The organism is Duffyella sp. Ts4 (assembly GCF_051851875.1).
Taxonomy (GTDB): domain Bacteria; phylum Pseudomonadota; class Gammaproteobacteria; order Enterobacterales; family Enterobacteriaceae; genus Duffyella; species Duffyella gerundensis.
The window spans coordinates 39297-55188 of sequence record NZ_JBLYPN010000007.1 but is presented as its reverse complement, the minus strand read 5'-3'; the positions used below and the strand labels follow the sequence as shown (position 1 = coordinate 55188).

Here is a 15892-nt window from a genome sequence, read left to right as displayed (position 1 = left end):
GCGCGCACATTCTGGAGGTCTGCATGCCTGGCTCACGCTTACACACTATCAACAACGCCCGCTTAGTTGGCAAAACGGGATTGTGGCAGTTAACCCTCAGCGACGGTCGGATTCATGCCATTGAGCCGCAGCCAGCCGGACAACAACACGATGCGCTGGATGCCGAAGGCGGGTTAGCCATCGCACCCTTTGTCGAGCCGCATATTCATCTGGATACCACGCAAACCGCAGGTGAACCCGCATGGAATCAATCTGGCACGCTGTTTGAAGGCATTGAACGCTGGGCTGAGCGCAAGGCACTGCTCAGTCATGAAGATGTGAAACAGCGCGCCCGGCAGACGCTAAAGTGGCAGATCGCTCAGGGTATTCAGCACGTGCGAACGCACGTCGATGTCTCTGATCCCAGCCTGACCGCCTTGAAGGCGATGCTGGAGGTGAAAAGTGAGATGGCTCCCTGGCTGGATATGCAAATCGTCGCCTTTCCTCAGGAAGGAATTCTCTCCTATCCTGACGGCGCCGCACTGCTGGAAGAGGCGTTAACGCTCGGCGCTGATGTGGTCGGCGCCATTCCGCACTTTGAATTTACCCGCGAATATGGCATTGAATCGCTGCATATCGCCTTTGCCCTGGCGCAGAAATATCAGCGTCAGGTCGACGTGCACTGCGATGAAATCGATGATGAGCAGTCACGGTTTATCGAAACTGTCGCCGCGCTGGCGCTGCGGGAAAACATGGGCGCACGCGTGACCGCCAGCCACACCACCGCAATGCACTCCTACAACGGCGCCTATACGTCACGGCTGTTCCGTCTGCTTAAGCTGTCAGGCATCCATTTTGTTGCCAATCCGCTGGTGAATATCCATCTGCAAGGGCGGTTTGATGATTATCCGAAGCGACGTGGCGTCACGCGGGTGAAAGAGATGCTGGCCGAGGGCATCAACGTCTGTTTTGGTCACGATGATGTCTACGATCCCTGGTATCCACTGGGCACCGGCAATATGCTGCAGGTGCTGCACATGGGCCTGCACGTGTGTCAGCTGATGGGCTACAGCCAGATTGATGCCGGGCTGAATTTGATTACGACCAACAGCGCCCGAGCGTTAGGCCTGAGCGATTACGGCATTGCCTGTGGCAACAAGGCGAATCTGCTGATTTTGCCGGCTGACAATGGCTTTGATGCGGTGCGACGTCAGGTGCCCACGCGCTATTCGATTCGTCATGGCAGAATCATTGCTGCAACCGAACCGGCTCGCAGCCATATCTATTGTGGCGAGCCGGAAGCGGTGACGTTCAGGCGTTGAGCAGGCGCATATTTTGTTACAGATGTCAGGCAATTATCAGCGTAAAAATAGGTAAAGCGCTGGCTCTTGTTAAACAGGCTCTTTACAATCAAGTGCGATTTGCGTTTGTTGTCCCAGGTAAGGAAAAACCCATGTTGAAACGTACTATGACCGCTGCAGTTGCTCTGTTTGCGCTCACCGCTATTTCTTCCTCTGCGCTGGCAGCGAAAGGCGATACGCATGTGCTGCTGACCACTTCAGCCGGCAATATTGAACTTGAGATGGATAATCAGAAGGCGCCGGTATCGGTGAAAAACTTCGTTGATTACGTCAACAACGGTTTTTATAACAACACCACTTTTCACCGCGTGATCCCCGGTTTTATGATTCAGGGTGGCGGTTTCACCACCGACATGCAGCAGAAATCCACTAACGCGGCGATTAAAAACGAAGCGGACAATGGCCTGCGCAATCTGCGTGGCACCATTGCGATGGCACGCACCGCCGATAAGGACAGCGCGACCAGCCAGTTTTTTATCAATATCGCGGACAATGCCTTCCTCGATCATGGCCAGCGTGACTTTGGTTATGCGGTGTTCGGCAAAGTGGTAAAAGGCATGGATATTGCCGACAAAATTGCTCAGGTACCGACGAAAAACGTAGGTCCTTACCAGAATGTTCCGGCTAAACCTGTGGTTATCCTTTCCGCTAAAGTCCTGCCTTAATTTTTGACTGCCGCTGCTGTTTCGCCGCGGCAGCCTTTCCCTCTCCGGCAAAGGCGGTTTTTGCTGCTTATACTTAGGGCAATCCAACCACCCGGGAGGCGTTATGCCTGCAAAGCTCACCGACAAACAAAAAGTTACGTTGTGGCAACAGCATCGCTTAGCCAATTTCCTTGCCAGCTGCCGACTGGAAGGTCTGCAGCCAGCAGAACCTGCGGCGGGCGATCAGACTGCCGAACAGCGGCTGGATGCGTTACGGAGGCAATATGGCCGCTAAGGTGATGAACGGACGCGATCCCTATTTCTGGCAAAATGACGATGTGCTGAAAAACCGGCTTAATATTCACGATGCCGCACAGCTGCGCAAGGCGGAACTGGCATTCTCCACGCTGCGCGCCACCACCATTGAACTGGGACCGAAACATCCGGGCCTGCCTCACCTCCGCCAGATCCATCGCACGCTATTCCAGGATATTTACGACTGGGCAGGCGAGTTGCGTAACGTCGATCTTTATCAGGATGATACGCCGTACTGCCACTGCGAATATCTGGAAAAAGAGGGCAACGCGTTGATGGCCGGTCTGGAAGAGGAGAACGGTTTACAGGGGCTGGAGAAGCAGGTGTTTGTTGAGCGTCTTGCCTGGTACTATGGCGAAATCAATATGCTGCATCCGTTTCGCGACGGCAATGGGCGTGCTCAACGCCTGTTCTTCGAGCAGGTTGCGCTGCATGCCGGTTACCTGATCGACTGGAGCCAGACAGAGCGCGAAAGCTGGCTGGCAGCCAGTCAGCAGGCGGCCGCAGGTGAAACAGACGCGCTGACGGCCATTTTTGCCAAAGTGGTAAGCGAAGCGAAATAAATTGCGTAGAATAGCGGCGGCTTTTGCTCACTGGGACTAACCTGCCATGCTGCTGCTGATCGACAACTACGACTCCTTTACCTGGAACCTTTACCAGTATTTCTGTGAACTGGGCGCGCAGGTTGAGGTTCGGCGCAACGATGCCATCACGCTCGATGAGATGGCAGCGTTGCCGCTGACCCACCTGGTGATCTCTCCGGGTCCCTGTACGCCCGATCTCTCCGGTATTTCTCTTGAGGCTATCCGCTATTTTGCCGGCAAAATCCCCGTGCTCGGCGTTTGTCTCGGTCATCAGGCGCTAGCGCAGGTATTCGGTGCACGCGTAGTGCGCGCGCCGCAGGTCATGCATGGCAAAACCTCGCGCATTACCCATGACGGCAGCGGCGTGTTTCAGGGGTTAAACAATCCACTCACCGTGACGCGCTATCATTCGCTGCTGGTGGAGAAATCCTCTTTGCCGAACTGTCTGGCGATCACCGCGCTTACCGACAAAGATGAAATTATGGGGTTGCGCCACCGTTCTCTGGATGTGGAAGGTGTGCAGTTTCATCCGGAAAGCATCCTCAGTGAACAGGGTCATCAACTGCTGGCCAATTTCCTGCAGCGCTAAGTTTCCGATTGCCTTTGAGTGATTTTTTATGCATATTTTATGATTATATTTTCAATCATGAATAGTGAAAGGCGCAGGAGATTTTCGGAATGGCACAAGAAAAAATGGCAGTGACCCGGCAAACCTTTGATGAGGTAATCTTGCCTGTCTATGCACCTGCGCAGTTTGTGCCGGTTAAGGGAAAAGGCAGCCGTATCTGGGATCAGCAGGGCAAAGACTATATCGATTTCTCTGGCGGCATTGCGGTTACCGCGCTGGGACATTGCCATCCGGCGCTGGTCGAGACGCTGAAAAGCCAGGGTGAAACGCTATGGCATACCAGCAACGTCTTTACCAACGAACCGGCGCTGCGTTTGGCCAGCAAACTGATTGCCGCTACGTTTGCCGAACGGGTGTTTTTTGCCAATTCTGGCGCGGAGGCAAACGAAGCGGCATTTAAACTTGCCCGCTACTACGCTTCTAAACGTCACAGTCCGTATAAAAGCAAAATCATCGCCTTTCATAACGCCTTTCACGGTCGCACGCTGTTTACCGTGAGCGTCGGCGGCCAGCCGAAATATTCCGACGGCTTTGGTCCCAAACCGGCGGATATCGTCCATGTACCCTTCAACGACCTTGATGCGGTAAAAGCGGTGATTGATGATCACACCTGCGCCATTGTCGTCGAGCCAATTCAGGGCGAGGGCGGCGTCGTGCCTGCCACCCAGGCTTTTATGCAGGGGCTGCGCGAACTGTGCGATCGGCATCAGGCGCTGTTGGTACTGGATGAGGTGCAAAGCGGCATGGGGCGCAGCGGTAAGCTTTTTGCGTACGAACATTACGGCGTGACGCCCGATATTTTAACCACCGCGAAAGCGCTGGGCGGTGGCTTTCCAGTTAGCGCAATGCTGACCAGCAATGAGATTGCTTCGACCATGGCGCCTGGCGTGCATGGCACCACTTACGGTGGCAATCCACTGGCCTGCGCGGTAGCGGAAACGGCACTGGATATTATCAATACGCCAGAGGTGTTGAACGGCGTTGATGTGCGTCGCGAGCGGTTCGTCAGCGCGCTACAGGCGCTGGATGCCCGCCATGATCTGTTCACCGAGATTCGCGGCAAAGGGCTGTTAATCGGCGCGGCGCTAAAACCACAGCACGCCGGTAAAGCGCGCGATATCTTGCTGGCCGCAGCAGAGACGGGCGTGATGATCCTTACTGCCGGCACCGACGTTATTCGCCTGGTGCCTTCGCTGATTATCACGCCGGAAGAGATCGACGAAGGCATGGCACGCTTCGCTCAGGCTGTGGAAAGCGTGCTGGCACGTTAAGCAGCCAGGCCCGACAGGTTATTTATTCCGTAAGCGTCTGACCAGCCACTGACCGTGGTGCGGGCGCTGCTGCCATGCCAGCGATGATAGGGTATGCATCACGCGCAGATGATCGAGAATGCGTTTTGCATGCCGTTCCACAATCGTCACCGGCCCTTCATTCAGATCTTCAGGTTCCTCCAGCACATTGCTGTCCGAGCCCGGGCCATCATATTCCAGCCGCTGCTGACAGCGTTGCAGGCCAATTTCCAGCGATTGCAGATAACGTTCCGCCAGCGCAGGCGTCAGCATGGTGTGTTCACGCGCGAGGCTGGTAATGGCATTGATGTGCTCAACGATAAACTGGCTGTGCGTCACCCACAGCTTCATGTCATCAAGATACCGGGAATTAAAGCCCGGCTCTTGCATCGCCTGATTCAGCGAGTTAAACAGCGCATTGTGCGCCTGATTGACCCGCATGCGTTGCCAGGCGAGCTTTTGCGGCGACTGCTCCGGCCCCAGCAGTTGCCGTAAAGCATCCTGATAGGTTTCCAGTGCATCATGGGCATTCTGACGTAGCAGGCCGCTCTGCCACTGCGGCCACAGCCAGACCATGCCGGCAAAGGCGATCAGGCAGCCCATTAGCGTGTCCATCAAACGCGGCAGCAGAAAAGCGGAGCCGTTCAGCGACAGCAGCTGCAACGTCCAGACGGTGGTCACGGTAAACCCAACCATTGCCCAGCCGTAAAACTTACGGATAATCAAATAGCCGCCCAGCGTGATCGCCAGCATGATCAGCAATACCACTGATTCCGGGACGGCAAAGCGCAGCGTGGCGGCGGCGACAATTAACCCCGCCAGCGTGCCCAGCGCCCGATGCTGAATGCGTACGCGCGTGGCGCTGTAGCCATTCTGGCTGACGAACATAATGGTCATCAAAATCCAGTAAGGCTTGGGAATATCGAAGAACAGCGCCAGCGTACTGCCAAACATCAGCATAACGGCGAAGCGAGCAGCGGTGCGCAGCGCGGCGGATTTCAACGACAGATAGTTGCGTAGCGCCGGTAAAAGCGGCAGTCGACGCTGACGATCGGCCATCAGGTCGCGGCGGTAAAGTGGGCGCTGAGTGCGCAGCACGCGGCCGATGCGGCTGAAATGATAAAAGCAGAAGTTACCTACCGGATTATCAGGATGCTGGCGGGCGATCTTCTCCAGCGCCTGCAACGGCTTATCCATCTCAAAACGAGCTGGCATGCGATGATAAAGAATGTCGTCCGCCAGCACGCGCAGGCGAGCAGAGATGACGCGGGCGTTCCAGCGGATTACTGCCTCGGCATGGCTCTTTTCCACCAGCTTTTGAACCTCTTCCGGCTGATGCAAACTCACCGAAATGTGCTCCTGCAGATCCAGCGCCACCTGAAATGCCCGCGTCAGCCGCTTGTGGCTGTTGTCACGATTGGCCGCCAGCATGTGCATTTGCTGATAACAGGTATTAATGAGATCGACCACTTTCTGTTGCCGTGCCAGCAACGGCGGCAGCGCTTTTTCAGGATCGGTGAGCTGGGTCAGCAGGCTGTATTTTTTATCACAATAATCTGCCAGTTCACGATAGATCAGGCTGAGTGTCTCGCGCATCGGCTGCTCTTCCCACAGCCAGAACCAGAACGCATTGAACAGCCCATACCATAAGGTGCCACCAATATAGAGCAGCGGCGGTGCCCAGATCGGCAGCTTACCTGTCAGGCTCAGGGTAAAGATGGCGGCGATCAGTGAACCCGATAACAGGCGGCCATGCAGCGGGCTGATTTCGCCCAGCACGCCGAGCAGCATGGTCATCGCAAACAGGATCACGGGCAACGGAATGCCATGCAGCGTTAAGACCTGCATCAGCAGGCTACTGGTGGCAAACAGAGAACCGCCCACAATCAGCCGCTTAAAAAAGCGCTTGTGCGGCGTATCAAGACCAGAAATATTACAGCACGCAGGAACCAGCGAGAACAGCAGGCCTTTTTGCAGATCGCCGCACAGCCAGCCGATGGCTACCGGCAGGCATAGCACCATCGTCTGCCGCAGGGCATAATTTACTTCAGGGTGGTAGATGAGTCGGCGCCACATCAGCTTTTCACAACATAGAAAACGGCGTGATGAGCAATCATCACGCCGTCGGGGTAAGAAAAATCAGCGAGTGCCGTAGACGACGATCGTTTTACCGTGTGCAGAAATCAGGTTTTGATCTTCCAGCATTTTCAGAATGCGGCCCACCGTTTCGCGGGAACAACCAACGATCTGGCCGATCTCCTGACGGGTGATCTTAATCTGCATGCCATCCGGGTGCGTCATCGCATCAGGCTGACGCGCCAGATTCAGCAACGTTTGTGCGATGCGGCCGGTCACGTCCAGGAACGCCAGGTTGCCCACTTTTTCTGAGGTAACCTGCAGGCGACGCGCCATCTGTGAGGACAGACGCATCAGGATGTCGGGGTTAACCTGAATCAGCTGGCGAAATTTCTTGTAAGAGATCTCAGCCACTTCACAGGCGCTTTTCGCGCGAACCCAGGCGCTGCGTTCCTGACCTTCTTCGAACAGGCCAAGCTCACCGATAAAATCGCCCTGGTTAAGGTAAGAGAGGATCATCTCTTTGCCTTCTTCATCCTTAATTAACACCGCAACTGCACCTTTAACGATGTAGTAAAGCGTCTCCGCTTTTTCACCCTGGTGGATGAGCGTGCTTTTGGATGGATATTTGTGAATATGGCAATGTGACAGGAACCATTCGAGTGTAGGGTCTGTTTGCGGTTTGCCGAGAACCATTCGCTATTATCCTCTGTTGTAATCGTGCCCTAAACACAGGGGCAAGATTCCCTGTCAGGCGTTGAAATAGTAAAGCTATTCCTTTGAAGGAAAGTCGGCGGGCTGCTGTTTTGAGTTTTGCTCATCAGTGCTCCCGTTTTCGCTTGCGCAACGAAAATATTACAACTTCGTTTGTAGCACAGCTTTCACTTACTGTCTTCTGTTGTCTCGCTTCAGCATGATGTACATCGTGTCAGATTGCGCTTTTAGCAGGGCAGGTTGACGCGATCATACTCACACTCGATCAATGGTTATAGTAAAGCGCATGTCAGCGGAGCGAAGAGCATAACCCCGCTTTTAGGAGAATCCTCAGGCGTGCAGTACTGTGTAACAGCATGAGTATTGACGGGCCGGTGCGTGATTGCGGCGAGGATAATATCACTGGTAGCAAGCATTTGCAGTGCAGTCGTGCGTTTTCTTTGCTGCTAACGGCAAGAGCGGGCTGGTTTGCATAGCGAGAAAGTATTATCGGCAGTCTGTATCGCCCGATCTCATATCATGATCGTCCGCAGCGCAAAAATCAGGACAAGGGCGAGGAGAGAATAGCGCACCTGCAGAACACCAATACGTGATGATTAACAGGCGTAACGGCTGGCGCAGCGGGCAGTGGTCAAACCGCTAAGGTTAACGGTTTGTAAAATATTTGTGACTGCCGCCCGCGGTCCGGCTGCATTTTACTCGATCTTTTTACCTTCCATTAAACGTTGTACCAACGGCGTCATAATCAGTTCCATCGCCAGGCCCATTTTGCCGCCCGGTACCACCAGCGTATTGATGTGCGAGATAAACGAGCCCTGCAGCATGGCGAGTAAATAAGGAAAATCGATATCTTCCAGGCCGCGGAAGTGAATCACCACGAAGCTTTCGTCCAGCGAGGGAATGTCCCGCGCGGCGAAGGGGTTTGAGGTATCCACCGTTGGAACGCGCTGAAAGTTGATGTGCGTGCGCGAAAACTGCGGCGTGATGAAATTGATGTAATCATCCATTGAGCGCACCACGGAATCCATCACCGCTTCACGCGAGTGACCGCGCTCGCTGGTATCGCGCACCAACTTCTGGATCCACTCAAGATTGACGATAGGCACCACGCCGACCAGCAAATCGACCTTGTCTGCCACGTTATGCTGCTGTGTGACGACGCCGCCGTGCAGGCCTTCGTAAAACAGGATGTCGGTGGGTTCCGGCAGCGGTTGCCACGGCGTAAAGGTGCCAGGCACCTGGTTCCACGGCACCGCTTCATCATAGGTGTGCAGATATTTGCGTGACTGGCCGGTACCGTTCAGCCCGTATTCGATAAAGGTCTGTTCCAGCAGGCCAAAATCGTTAGCCTCTGGGCCAAAATAGCTGACGTGGCGCCCGGAATCGCGCGCTTTACGGATCGCCATATCCATTTCAGGCCGGGTAAAACGGTGAAAGCTGTCACCTTCCAGTTCGGCCGCCTGCAAATTAAACTGCTGAAAAATCTTGCGAAAAGCGAGACTGGTGGTGGTAGTACCGGCGCCGCTGGAGCCGGTAACGGCAATGATCGGATGCCTTGCTGACATAGTGCTGCTCCCTGAATGGATCTGCGACAGGCATTGTTAACATGAGTCAACGCGCCTGTCATCTTTCGCCCGTTAGCTGCGGATCGCTTTGCGCGGCATGATATTTACCGTCTCATGCAGTTCTGACCACACCAGCACCGCCTCGCCGCTTTCCAGCTGACGGCGCACATCGGCAATTTTATCGGCGAAGCTGCGTTCCTGCTCACCGTAATCGGTGCCTTCGCGCAACACGAATGATTCAATCAGGCTGTTCAGCGTCTCCGCTTCAAGTTCTTTCCAGGGAATAATCACCGCTTAGTTATCCAGATATGTTGAGAGCCATTGAGGAATACGTTGTTCCAGCCACATTTGCGGCTGCCGTGGCGTGCCGCCGACAAAGCCAACGTGGCCACCGTATTGTGTCAGTTGATAGGTAATGTTAGCAGGAAGCTGGGCTAAATCCGGGATCACCGCCGCGGTCATAAAAGGATCGTCCTGCGCATGCACGATCAGCAGCGGTTTGCGCACCTGCGGCAGCAACGGCATGGCGCTGGCCTGCTGATAATAGTCGCCTGCACTGGCAAAACCGTGTGCGCGAGCAGTAATCGCCTCATCAAAGGCGCGAAGTTTTTTCAGCGCCTTAAGCCCGGCGAGATCGATCGGCAGCGTGCCAGGCCAGGCGTGCAGCTTGCGTGCGGCATTCTGCTTCAACAGCGACAGCAGATAGCGCTGATAAAGCCGGGAGAAGCCCTGTTCGAGTTTGATGCTGCAAGGTTCAAGCAGCAGCGGTGCAGACACCACCACAGCTGCATCAAGCGGCGCGCGATCGCCATCCTGCCCCAGCAAACAGGCCAGCATATTGCCGCCCAGCGATACGCCGACGGCGGCGGTGGCGACGCGGCCATAATTTTCCTGTAGCCAGTGCAGAAAAAAGCGCCCATCTTCCGTTTCGCCGGAGTGATAAATGCGGTTCAGCCGGTTGGGTTCGCCGCTGCAGCCGCGAAAATGCATCACCACGCCCAGCCAGCCACGCTGGCGAAACGTCTCCAGCAGACCATGCGCATAAGGGCTGTTAAAATTACCCTCCAGCCCGTGAAACAGCACTACGCGCGGTTTATGCCGCGCCGCCATCGGCTCTTCACTCCAGGCGAGATCGACAAAGTCGCCGTCGGGCAGTTCCAGCCGCTGCCAGTGCGGCGTTAGCGTAATGCGTCGGCGAAAAAAACGTGGCATCACGGTTTGCAGGTGCGGATTGCGCAGGCCCGCCATTGGCGTGAATTCAGTATCCGGTAAATCTGTTATTGCGGGAGTTATACAATCCATATCACACTGTTGGCTTCGATGAGTTGCGTTCGGATAAGGAGCTACCTGTAGATGGAGCTGGGTCTGTTTTTATCAATGTTGGGTTTTCTGTGGGTGGCGGCAATCACGCCCGGTCCTAATAATATGTTACTCACCGCATCAGGCGCTAATTTTGGTTTTCTGCGCTCGTTGCCGTTGATGATCGGCATTATGCTTGGCATGCAGCTGATGCTGGTATTGGTCGCCTCCGGCGTTGGCAGCCTGTTACTGCTGTACCCTTCGCTGCATCTTATCCTCAAAATCGCCGGTAGCCTGTACCTGTTGTGGCTTGCCTGGAAAATTGCCACCGCCGCCTATGAAAAGCTGGAAACCGGCGATGGCCCGCAGTCGCCAATGCCCTTCTGGCAGGGCGGTTTGCTGCAGCTGGTGAACCCCAAAGCCTGGCTGATGGTGCTGGGTGCGGTTGCCAGCTTTAGCCTGGCCGGAGCGGCTTACCAGCACTCTATCCTGGCGATTGCGCTTGGCTTGTTTAGCGTGAATCTGGTCTCTGGCATTATCTGGTTGGGTTTTGGTAGTTTGATTGGCCGCATTCTGCGCAGCCCACGGGCGTGGAAAATTTTCAATCTGGCCATGGGCGTTCTGACCGCCGCCTGCGTGCTGCTGATCTGGCATTAATCTGGCAAGACGTCGCTCAGGTTGAGCGACGTTCCACCATTTTCCATGGCAGCACATCGTGCGTTGCGGTCGCCTGAGGATGGCGAATGCTCTCCAGCAGAAGTTGTACGCTGCGCGCGCCCATTTTACCCATCGGTTGTTCAATGGTCGTCAGCGGTGGATTAAGGCTGCTGGTGAATGGAATGCCATCAAAGCCGACCACCGCCACATCGTTCGGTATACACAAACCTGCCTCCTGAATAGCATGCATGACGCCCACCGCCAGCACATCAGAAACGGCAATAATGGCGTCAGGGCGCTGCGCCCTGGCCAACAGTTCGTCCATCGCCGCGGTGCCCGCTTCGCAGGAGACATCACTGGCATAACTTATCGCGCTCCAGTTCAGTCCGGCATCTTTCAGCGCGGCGATATAGCCCGCCTCACGCTGTTGCGCATAGAGATAACGCGTGTCGCTGTTCACCAGCGCAATACGCTTGCGTCCTTTGGCGACTAAAAATTTTACCGTGTTGGCAGCGGCATCAAAATTATCGATGGTCACCGTTGAGCGGCCAAAAGCGGGATCGCCTTCTGCACACTGAACCCAGGGTGAGTCGCCGATCAGCGCGATCAGCTCAGGCAGGCGATTCACTGCATCCAGCGTGATTACCCCCTCGACTACTTTGCCGGTCAGCAATGCCAGATAGGCGGTTTCCCGGCGGAAAAGCGAGCCGGAATGACAGAGCAGAATGTGGTAACCCTGCGCTTCGGCTTCTGCCTCAATGCCCTGCACCACGCGTGAGCAGAATGGGTTGGTTAAATCGGGGATCAGCACCAGCAACATGCGGCTTTGTGAGGTGCGCAGCTGGCGCGCCAGCAGATTCGGTTGGTAATCGCAGGCGTTAATTGCTGCCAGCACCTTATCGCGCGTGGTGCTTCTTACGCCGGGTTGGTCATTCAGTACGCGCGAAACGGTGGCGGTAGAAACGCCCGCCAGACGAGCCACTTTTTCAATCGACATGATGCACGTCATTCCCAGGTTAAAGAGTGTTAATAGCCGCTGCGCTAAGGTAACAAGAATCCTCGTCGCGCACACCCTTCAGGCGCGCAAAGTTGTGCCCGCTGGCCTGCGGTTATGCAGCCAAAAACTATGCAAACCCATTTTTCTTCTAAGCATTTAAGGTAATTAAAAATAATTTTTAATTCCTTTATTCATTATTCCGCTACGGCAACACTGAGCGCATAACAACCTCTTCAGTGGATAAGATGATGATCACAACGCGTTCCGGACTGCGGCTGCTTGCTGCGGCGCTCTCACTGTTTGTACTCCAGGCGCAGGCGGTCAATGTGACCGTCGCCTACCAAACCTCGGCGGAACCGGCCAAGGTGGCGCAGGCGGATAACACCTTTGCCAGCACCAGCGGTGCGCAGGTGGACTGGCGTAAGTTTGACAGCGGATCCAGCGTGGTGCGGGCGCTGGCATCGGGCGACGTACAGATTGGCAATATCGGCTCCAGCCCGCTGGCGATTGCCGCCAGTCAGCAGGTGCCGATTGAGGTTTTTCTGCTCGCTTCGCAGCTGGGCAGTTCTGAAGCGCTGGTGGTGAAGAAAGCCATTCGCTCACCGCAGGATCTGATTGGCAAACGTATCGCCGTGCCGTTTATCTCAACCACCCATTACAGCCTGTTGGCGGCGCTGAAACACTGGGGCATCAAACCGGGACAGGTGCAGATCATTAACCTGCAACCGCCGGCGATCATTGCGGCATGGCAACGGGGTGATATTGATGGCGCCTACGTCTGGGCACCGGCGGTGAATGAGCTGGAGAAAAGCGGCACGGTGCTGACTGATTCTTCGCAGGTGGGTAAATGGGGCGCGCCAACGCTTGATGTCTGGGTCGTTCGCAAAGATTTTGCCGCGGCGCATCCTGAGATTGTCACCGCATTTGCCCGCAGCGCGCTACAGGCGCAGCAGCGCTATCTCGATAACCCGGAACAGTGGCTCAAGCAGCCGGATAACCTGAGCAAGCTGTCGCGCTTCAGTGGCGTTGCGGAAGCTGATGTGCCCGCGCTGGTAAAAGGCAACACCTATCTTAGCGCGCAGCAACAGGTCGATCAGCTCGGTGCGCCGGTGAACAAAGCGATTGTCGACACCGCGGGCTTTTTAAAAGAGCAGGGCAAAGTGCCGCAGGTTGCAGATGATTACCGTGGCTACGTGACCGATCGTTTTGTTAAACCGCTGCTGAAATAACGGAACCGCTTATGCTGACGCTCTCTCATCTCACGGCGCGCTATGCCGATCATCTGGCGCTGCAGGATATCAATCTGACCATTGCTGAAGGTGAAATGGTGGTGGTGCTTGGCCCGTCCGGCTGTGGCAAAACCACCTTGCTGAACCTGGTGGCCGGTTTTCAACGGCCCGATTCCGGCACTATTACGTTGAATGGCCAGCCGGTGCAGGGTCCAGGCGCTGAACGTGGCGTGGTGTTTCAGCACGAAGGTCTGCTGCCGTGGCGCAACGTGCTGGATAACGTCGCGTTTGGCTTACAGCTGGCGGGGCACGGCAAAGCTGAACGGCAGGCGACGGCGCAACGCATGCTGCAGAAAGTCGGGCTGGAGAGCGCCGGACAAAAATTTCTCTGGCAGCTCTCCGGTGGTATGCGTCAGCGCGTGGGCATCGCACGCGCGCTGGCGGCCGATCCACAGTTGCTGCTGTTGGATGAGCCTTTTGGTGCGCTGGATGCCTTTACCCGTGAACAGATGCAGGAGCTGCTGCTGCGGCTCTGGCGAGACAGCGGCAAGCAGGTACTGCTGATTACGCACGATATTGAAGAAGCGATTTTTTTAGCCAGCGAGCTGGTGCTGTTATCGCCTGGCCCAGGCCGTATCGTGGAGCGGCTATCGCTGAACTTCGGCCAGCGCTACGCCGCCGGTGAAGCGTGCCGCGCCATTAAATCAGACGCTGACTTTATCGCCTGCCGTGAATATGTGCTTAGCCGTGTTTTCCAACAGCGCGAGGTGTTTTCATGAGCGCATTCATCAATGATAAACCGGCAACGCGTCGATTTACGCTGCGCTGGCCAATTTCCCGTCAGCTAACGCTGAGCATTTCCACGCTGCTGGTGCTGTTGGCGATCTGGTGGGCGGTAACCCGCTTGCAGCTGATTGGGCCGCTGTTCCTGCCGCCGCCGCAACAGGTGCTGCATCAGCTGTTCACCATTGCCAGCGCGCAGGGCTTCATGGATGCCACGCTGTGGCAGCATCTGGCTGCCAGCCTGACGCGCATCCTGATCGCGCTGGCCGCTGCGGTGCTTATCGGTGTGCCGGTAGGTATCGCCATGGGACTGAATGAGACCGTGCGCGGCATTCTGGATCCCCTGATTGAGCTTTATCGTCCGATACCGCCGCTCGCCTATCTGCCGCTGATGGTGATCTGGTTTGGCATTGGGGAAACGTCGAAGATCCTGCTGATCTATCTCGCCATTTTTGCACCTGTCGCGCTGTCAGCGCTGGCTGGCGTGAAAAGTGCGCAGCAGGTGCGAACTCGCGCCGCGCAATCGCTGGGGGCCAGCCGCTGGCAGGTGTTGTGGTATGTGATTCTGCCCGGCGCGCTGCCGGAAATCCTGACCGGCTTACGTATTGGGCTTGGCGTCGGCTGGTCAACGCTGGTGGCGGCCGAACTGATCGCCGCCACGCGCGGGCTCGGCTTTATGGTGCAGTCCGCCGGAGAATTTCTTGCAACCGACGTGGTGCTGGCGGGCATAACCGTTATCGCCCTGATCGCCTTTACCTTAGAACTGGGGCTGCGTGCACTTCAGCGCCGCTTAACGCCCTGGCATGGAGAACAGCAATGAACGAACGTTTGGTCATCAAACCCTTAGGCCCTTACATCGGTGCGCAGGTCAGTAATGTCGATTTGGCCCGGCCGCTGAGCGATGCACAGTTTGAACAGCTCTATCATGCGCTGATTCGCCATCAGGTGCTGTTTTTGCGCGATCAGCCGATCACGCCGCATCAGCAGCGGGCGCTCGCCGCGCGATTCGGCGATCTGCATATTCATCCCGTTTATCCGCACGCTGAAGATGTCGAGCAGATCATTGTGCTGGATACTCACAACGACAATCCGCCGGACAATGACAACTGGCACACCGACGTAACTTTTATCGATACGCCGCCAGCTGGCGCAATTCTGGCGGCAAAACAGCTGCCGGAAACCGGCGGTGATACCTTATGGGCCAGCGGTATTGCCGCATGGGAAGCACTCTCGCTGCCTTTTCAGACGCTGCTAAGTGGGTTGCATGCCGAGCACGATTTCAAAAAGTCGTTTCAGGAGTACAAACATCGCAACAGCGAGCAGGAGCACCAGCGCTGGCAGCGAGCGGTGATCAACAATCCCCCGGTGGTTCATCCGGTAGTGCGTACTCATCCGGTAAGCGGCAAAAAAGCCCTGTTCGTCAACGAAGGCTTTACCACGCGAATCAAGGAGCTGAGCGAAAAAGAGAGCGATACGCTGCTGCACTTCCTGTTTGCTCATATCACTAAGCCAGAGTTTCAGGTGCGCTGGCGCTGGCAGGAAAATGATGTGGCGATGTGGGATAACCGGGTCACGCAGCATTATGCCAATGCCGATTATTTGCCGGCGCGACGGATTATGCACAGGGCGACGGTATTGGGGGATAAACCTTTTTGAATCAGGAAGGAGAGGCTGCGCAGGGCTGCGACAGCGTTGCTGCGTTAAGCTCACATACACTATGCTCCGCTCGCTTAGCGCCTGGTGCCTTGTCTCGCCGCTGCTCAGTCTCTCCT

17 protein-coding genes are annotated in these 15892 nt (G+C 55.8%); 11 read left to right on the top strand and 6 right to left on the bottom strand.

The genetic code is table 11. The features are described 5' to 3' along the window. Window positions 1–23 precede the first annotated feature (23 nt). The 6 genes from ACJY2L_RS12655 to argD all read left to right on the top strand — a co-directional run bounded on the left by ACJY2L_RS12655 (window position 24) and on the right by argD (window position 4782). Window positions 24–1301 carry a cytosine deaminase gene (locus ACJY2L_RS12655; RefSeq protein WP_439214130.1) on the top strand — a complete coding sequence of 426 codons (1278 nt, stop codon included), beginning with the start codon at window positions 24–26 and terminating at the stop codon, window positions 1299–1301. Between the two features lie 131 nt (window positions 1302–1432). Further along, window positions 1433–2005 carry a peptidylprolyl isomerase A gene (ppiA, locus tag ACJY2L_RS12650; protein WP_067427278.1) on the top strand — a complete coding sequence of 191 codons (573 nt, stop codon included), beginning with the start codon at window positions 1433–1435 and terminating at the stop codon, window positions 2003–2005. A gap of 103 nt (window positions 2006–2108) precedes the next feature. Continuing rightward, the gene (locus tag ACJY2L_RS12645) at window positions 2109–2279 is read left to right on the top strand and encodes a YhfG family protein (protein ID WP_071852471.1); all 171 of its coding nucleotides are present in this window, start codon (window positions 2109–2111) and stop codon (window positions 2277–2279) included. Next, window positions 2269–2862 carry a putative adenosine monophosphate-protein transferase Fic gene (locus ACJY2L_RS12640; protein ID WP_439214129.1) on the top strand — a complete coding sequence of 198 codons (594 nt, stop codon included), beginning with the start codon at window positions 2269–2271 and terminating at the stop codon, window positions 2860–2862. Before ACJY2L_RS12645 ends, ACJY2L_RS12640 begins: the two co-directional genes overlap by 11 nt. A 46-nt stretch (window positions 2863–2908) precedes the next feature. Then, window positions 2909–3472 carry an aminodeoxychorismate synthase component 2 gene (gene pabA, locus ACJY2L_RS12635; RefSeq protein WP_187488701.1) on the top strand — a complete coding sequence of 188 codons (564 nt, stop codon included), beginning with the start codon at window positions 2909–2911 and terminating at the stop codon, window positions 3470–3472. A gap of 89 nt (window positions 3473–3561) precedes the next feature. Then, window positions 3562–4782 carry a bifunctional acetylornithine/succinyldiaminopimelate transaminase gene (gene argD, locus ACJY2L_RS12630; protein ID WP_439214128.1) on the top strand — a complete coding sequence of 407 codons (1221 nt, stop codon included), beginning with the start codon at window positions 3562–3564 and terminating at the stop codon, window positions 4780–4782. A gap of 18 nt (window positions 4783–4800) precedes the next feature. Here the strand turns inward: argD and ACJY2L_RS12625 are convergent, their stop codons facing one another. From ACJY2L_RS12625 to ACJY2L_RS12605, 5 genes are all read right to left on the bottom strand, one after another. After that, on the bottom strand, window positions 4801–6876 hold the full coding sequence (locus tag ACJY2L_RS12625) for a YccS/YhfK family putative transporter (protein ID WP_439214127.1): 2076 nt from the start codon (window positions 6874–6876) through the stop codon (window positions 4801–4803). A gap of 63 nt (window positions 6877–6939) precedes the next feature. Further along, entirely contained in the window at window positions 6940–7572 is a 633-nt protein-coding gene (crp, locus tag ACJY2L_RS12620) for a cAMP-activated global transcriptional regulator CRP (RefSeq protein WP_067427287.1), read from the bottom strand. A gap of 713 nt (window positions 7573–8285) precedes the next feature. Further along, the gene (locus ACJY2L_RS12615) at window positions 8286–9155 is read right to left on the bottom strand and encodes a phosphoribulokinase (RefSeq protein ID WP_067427289.1); all 870 of its coding nucleotides are present in this window, start codon (window positions 9153–9155) and stop codon (window positions 8286–8288) included. A gap of 72 nt (window positions 9156–9227) precedes the next feature. Continuing rightward, window positions 9228–9446, bottom strand: coding sequence for a YheU family protein (locus tag ACJY2L_RS12610; RefSeq protein WP_067427293.1), 219 nt, complete (start codon window positions 9444–9446; stop codon window positions 9228–9230). A gap of 3 nt (window positions 9447–9449) precedes the next feature. Further along, a complete protein-coding gene (locus ACJY2L_RS12605; RefSeq protein WP_225701107.1) occupies window positions 9450–10457 on the bottom strand; it encodes a hydrolase in 1008 nt (335 codons plus the stop codon). A gap of 51 nt (window positions 10458–10508) precedes the next feature. Between ACJY2L_RS12605 and ACJY2L_RS12600 the strand changes: the two genes are divergently transcribed. Next, complete coding sequence (locus ACJY2L_RS12600; protein WP_067427297.1) at window positions 10509–11111, top strand: LysE family translocator; 603 nt, start codon at window positions 10509–10511, stop codon at window positions 11109–11111. A gap of 16 nt (window positions 11112–11127) precedes the next feature. On the opposite strand, the gene ACJY2L_RS12595 is transcribed toward ACJY2L_RS12600, so the two are convergent. Beyond that, window positions 11128–12108 carry a LacI family DNA-binding transcriptional regulator gene (locus ACJY2L_RS12595; RefSeq protein ID WP_439214126.1) on the bottom strand — a complete coding sequence of 327 codons (981 nt, stop codon included), beginning with the start codon at window positions 12106–12108 and terminating at the stop codon, window positions 11128–11130. Between the two features lie 248 nt (window positions 12109–12356). On the opposite strand from ACJY2L_RS12595, the gene tauA reads away from it, so the two are divergent. Genes tauA through tauD form a run of 4 tightly spaced genes read left to right on the top strand, consistent with a single transcriptional unit; the run spans window position 12357 to window position 15776 of the window. After that, window positions 12357–13337, top strand: coding sequence for a taurine ABC transporter substrate-binding protein (gene tauA / locus ACJY2L_RS12590; protein ID WP_067427301.1), 981 nt, complete (start codon window positions 12357–12359; stop codon window positions 13335–13337). An 11-nt stretch (window positions 13338–13348) separates the two neighbouring features. Beyond that, window positions 13349–14116: a taurine ABC transporter ATP-binding subunit gene (tauB, locus tag ACJY2L_RS12585; protein WP_187486908.1), complete on the top strand. Its 768-nt coding sequence runs from the start codon at window positions 13349–13351 to the stop codon at window positions 14114–14116. Continuing rightward, the gene (gene tauC, locus ACJY2L_RS12580) at window positions 14113–14940 is read left to right on the top strand and encodes a taurine ABC transporter permease TauC (RefSeq protein WP_067427306.1); all 828 of its coding nucleotides are present in this window, start codon (window positions 14113–14115) and stop codon (window positions 14938–14940) included. Before tauB ends, tauC begins: the two co-directional genes overlap by 4 nt. Then, the gene (gene tauD, locus ACJY2L_RS12575) at window positions 14937–15776 is read left to right on the top strand and encodes a taurine dioxygenase (RefSeq protein ID WP_187488706.1); all 840 of its coding nucleotides are present in this window, start codon (window positions 14937–14939) and stop codon (window positions 15774–15776) included. The genes tauC and tauD overlap by 4 nt, the downstream gene beginning before the upstream one ends. The last annotated feature ends 116 nt before the right edge of the window (window positions 15777–15892 follow it).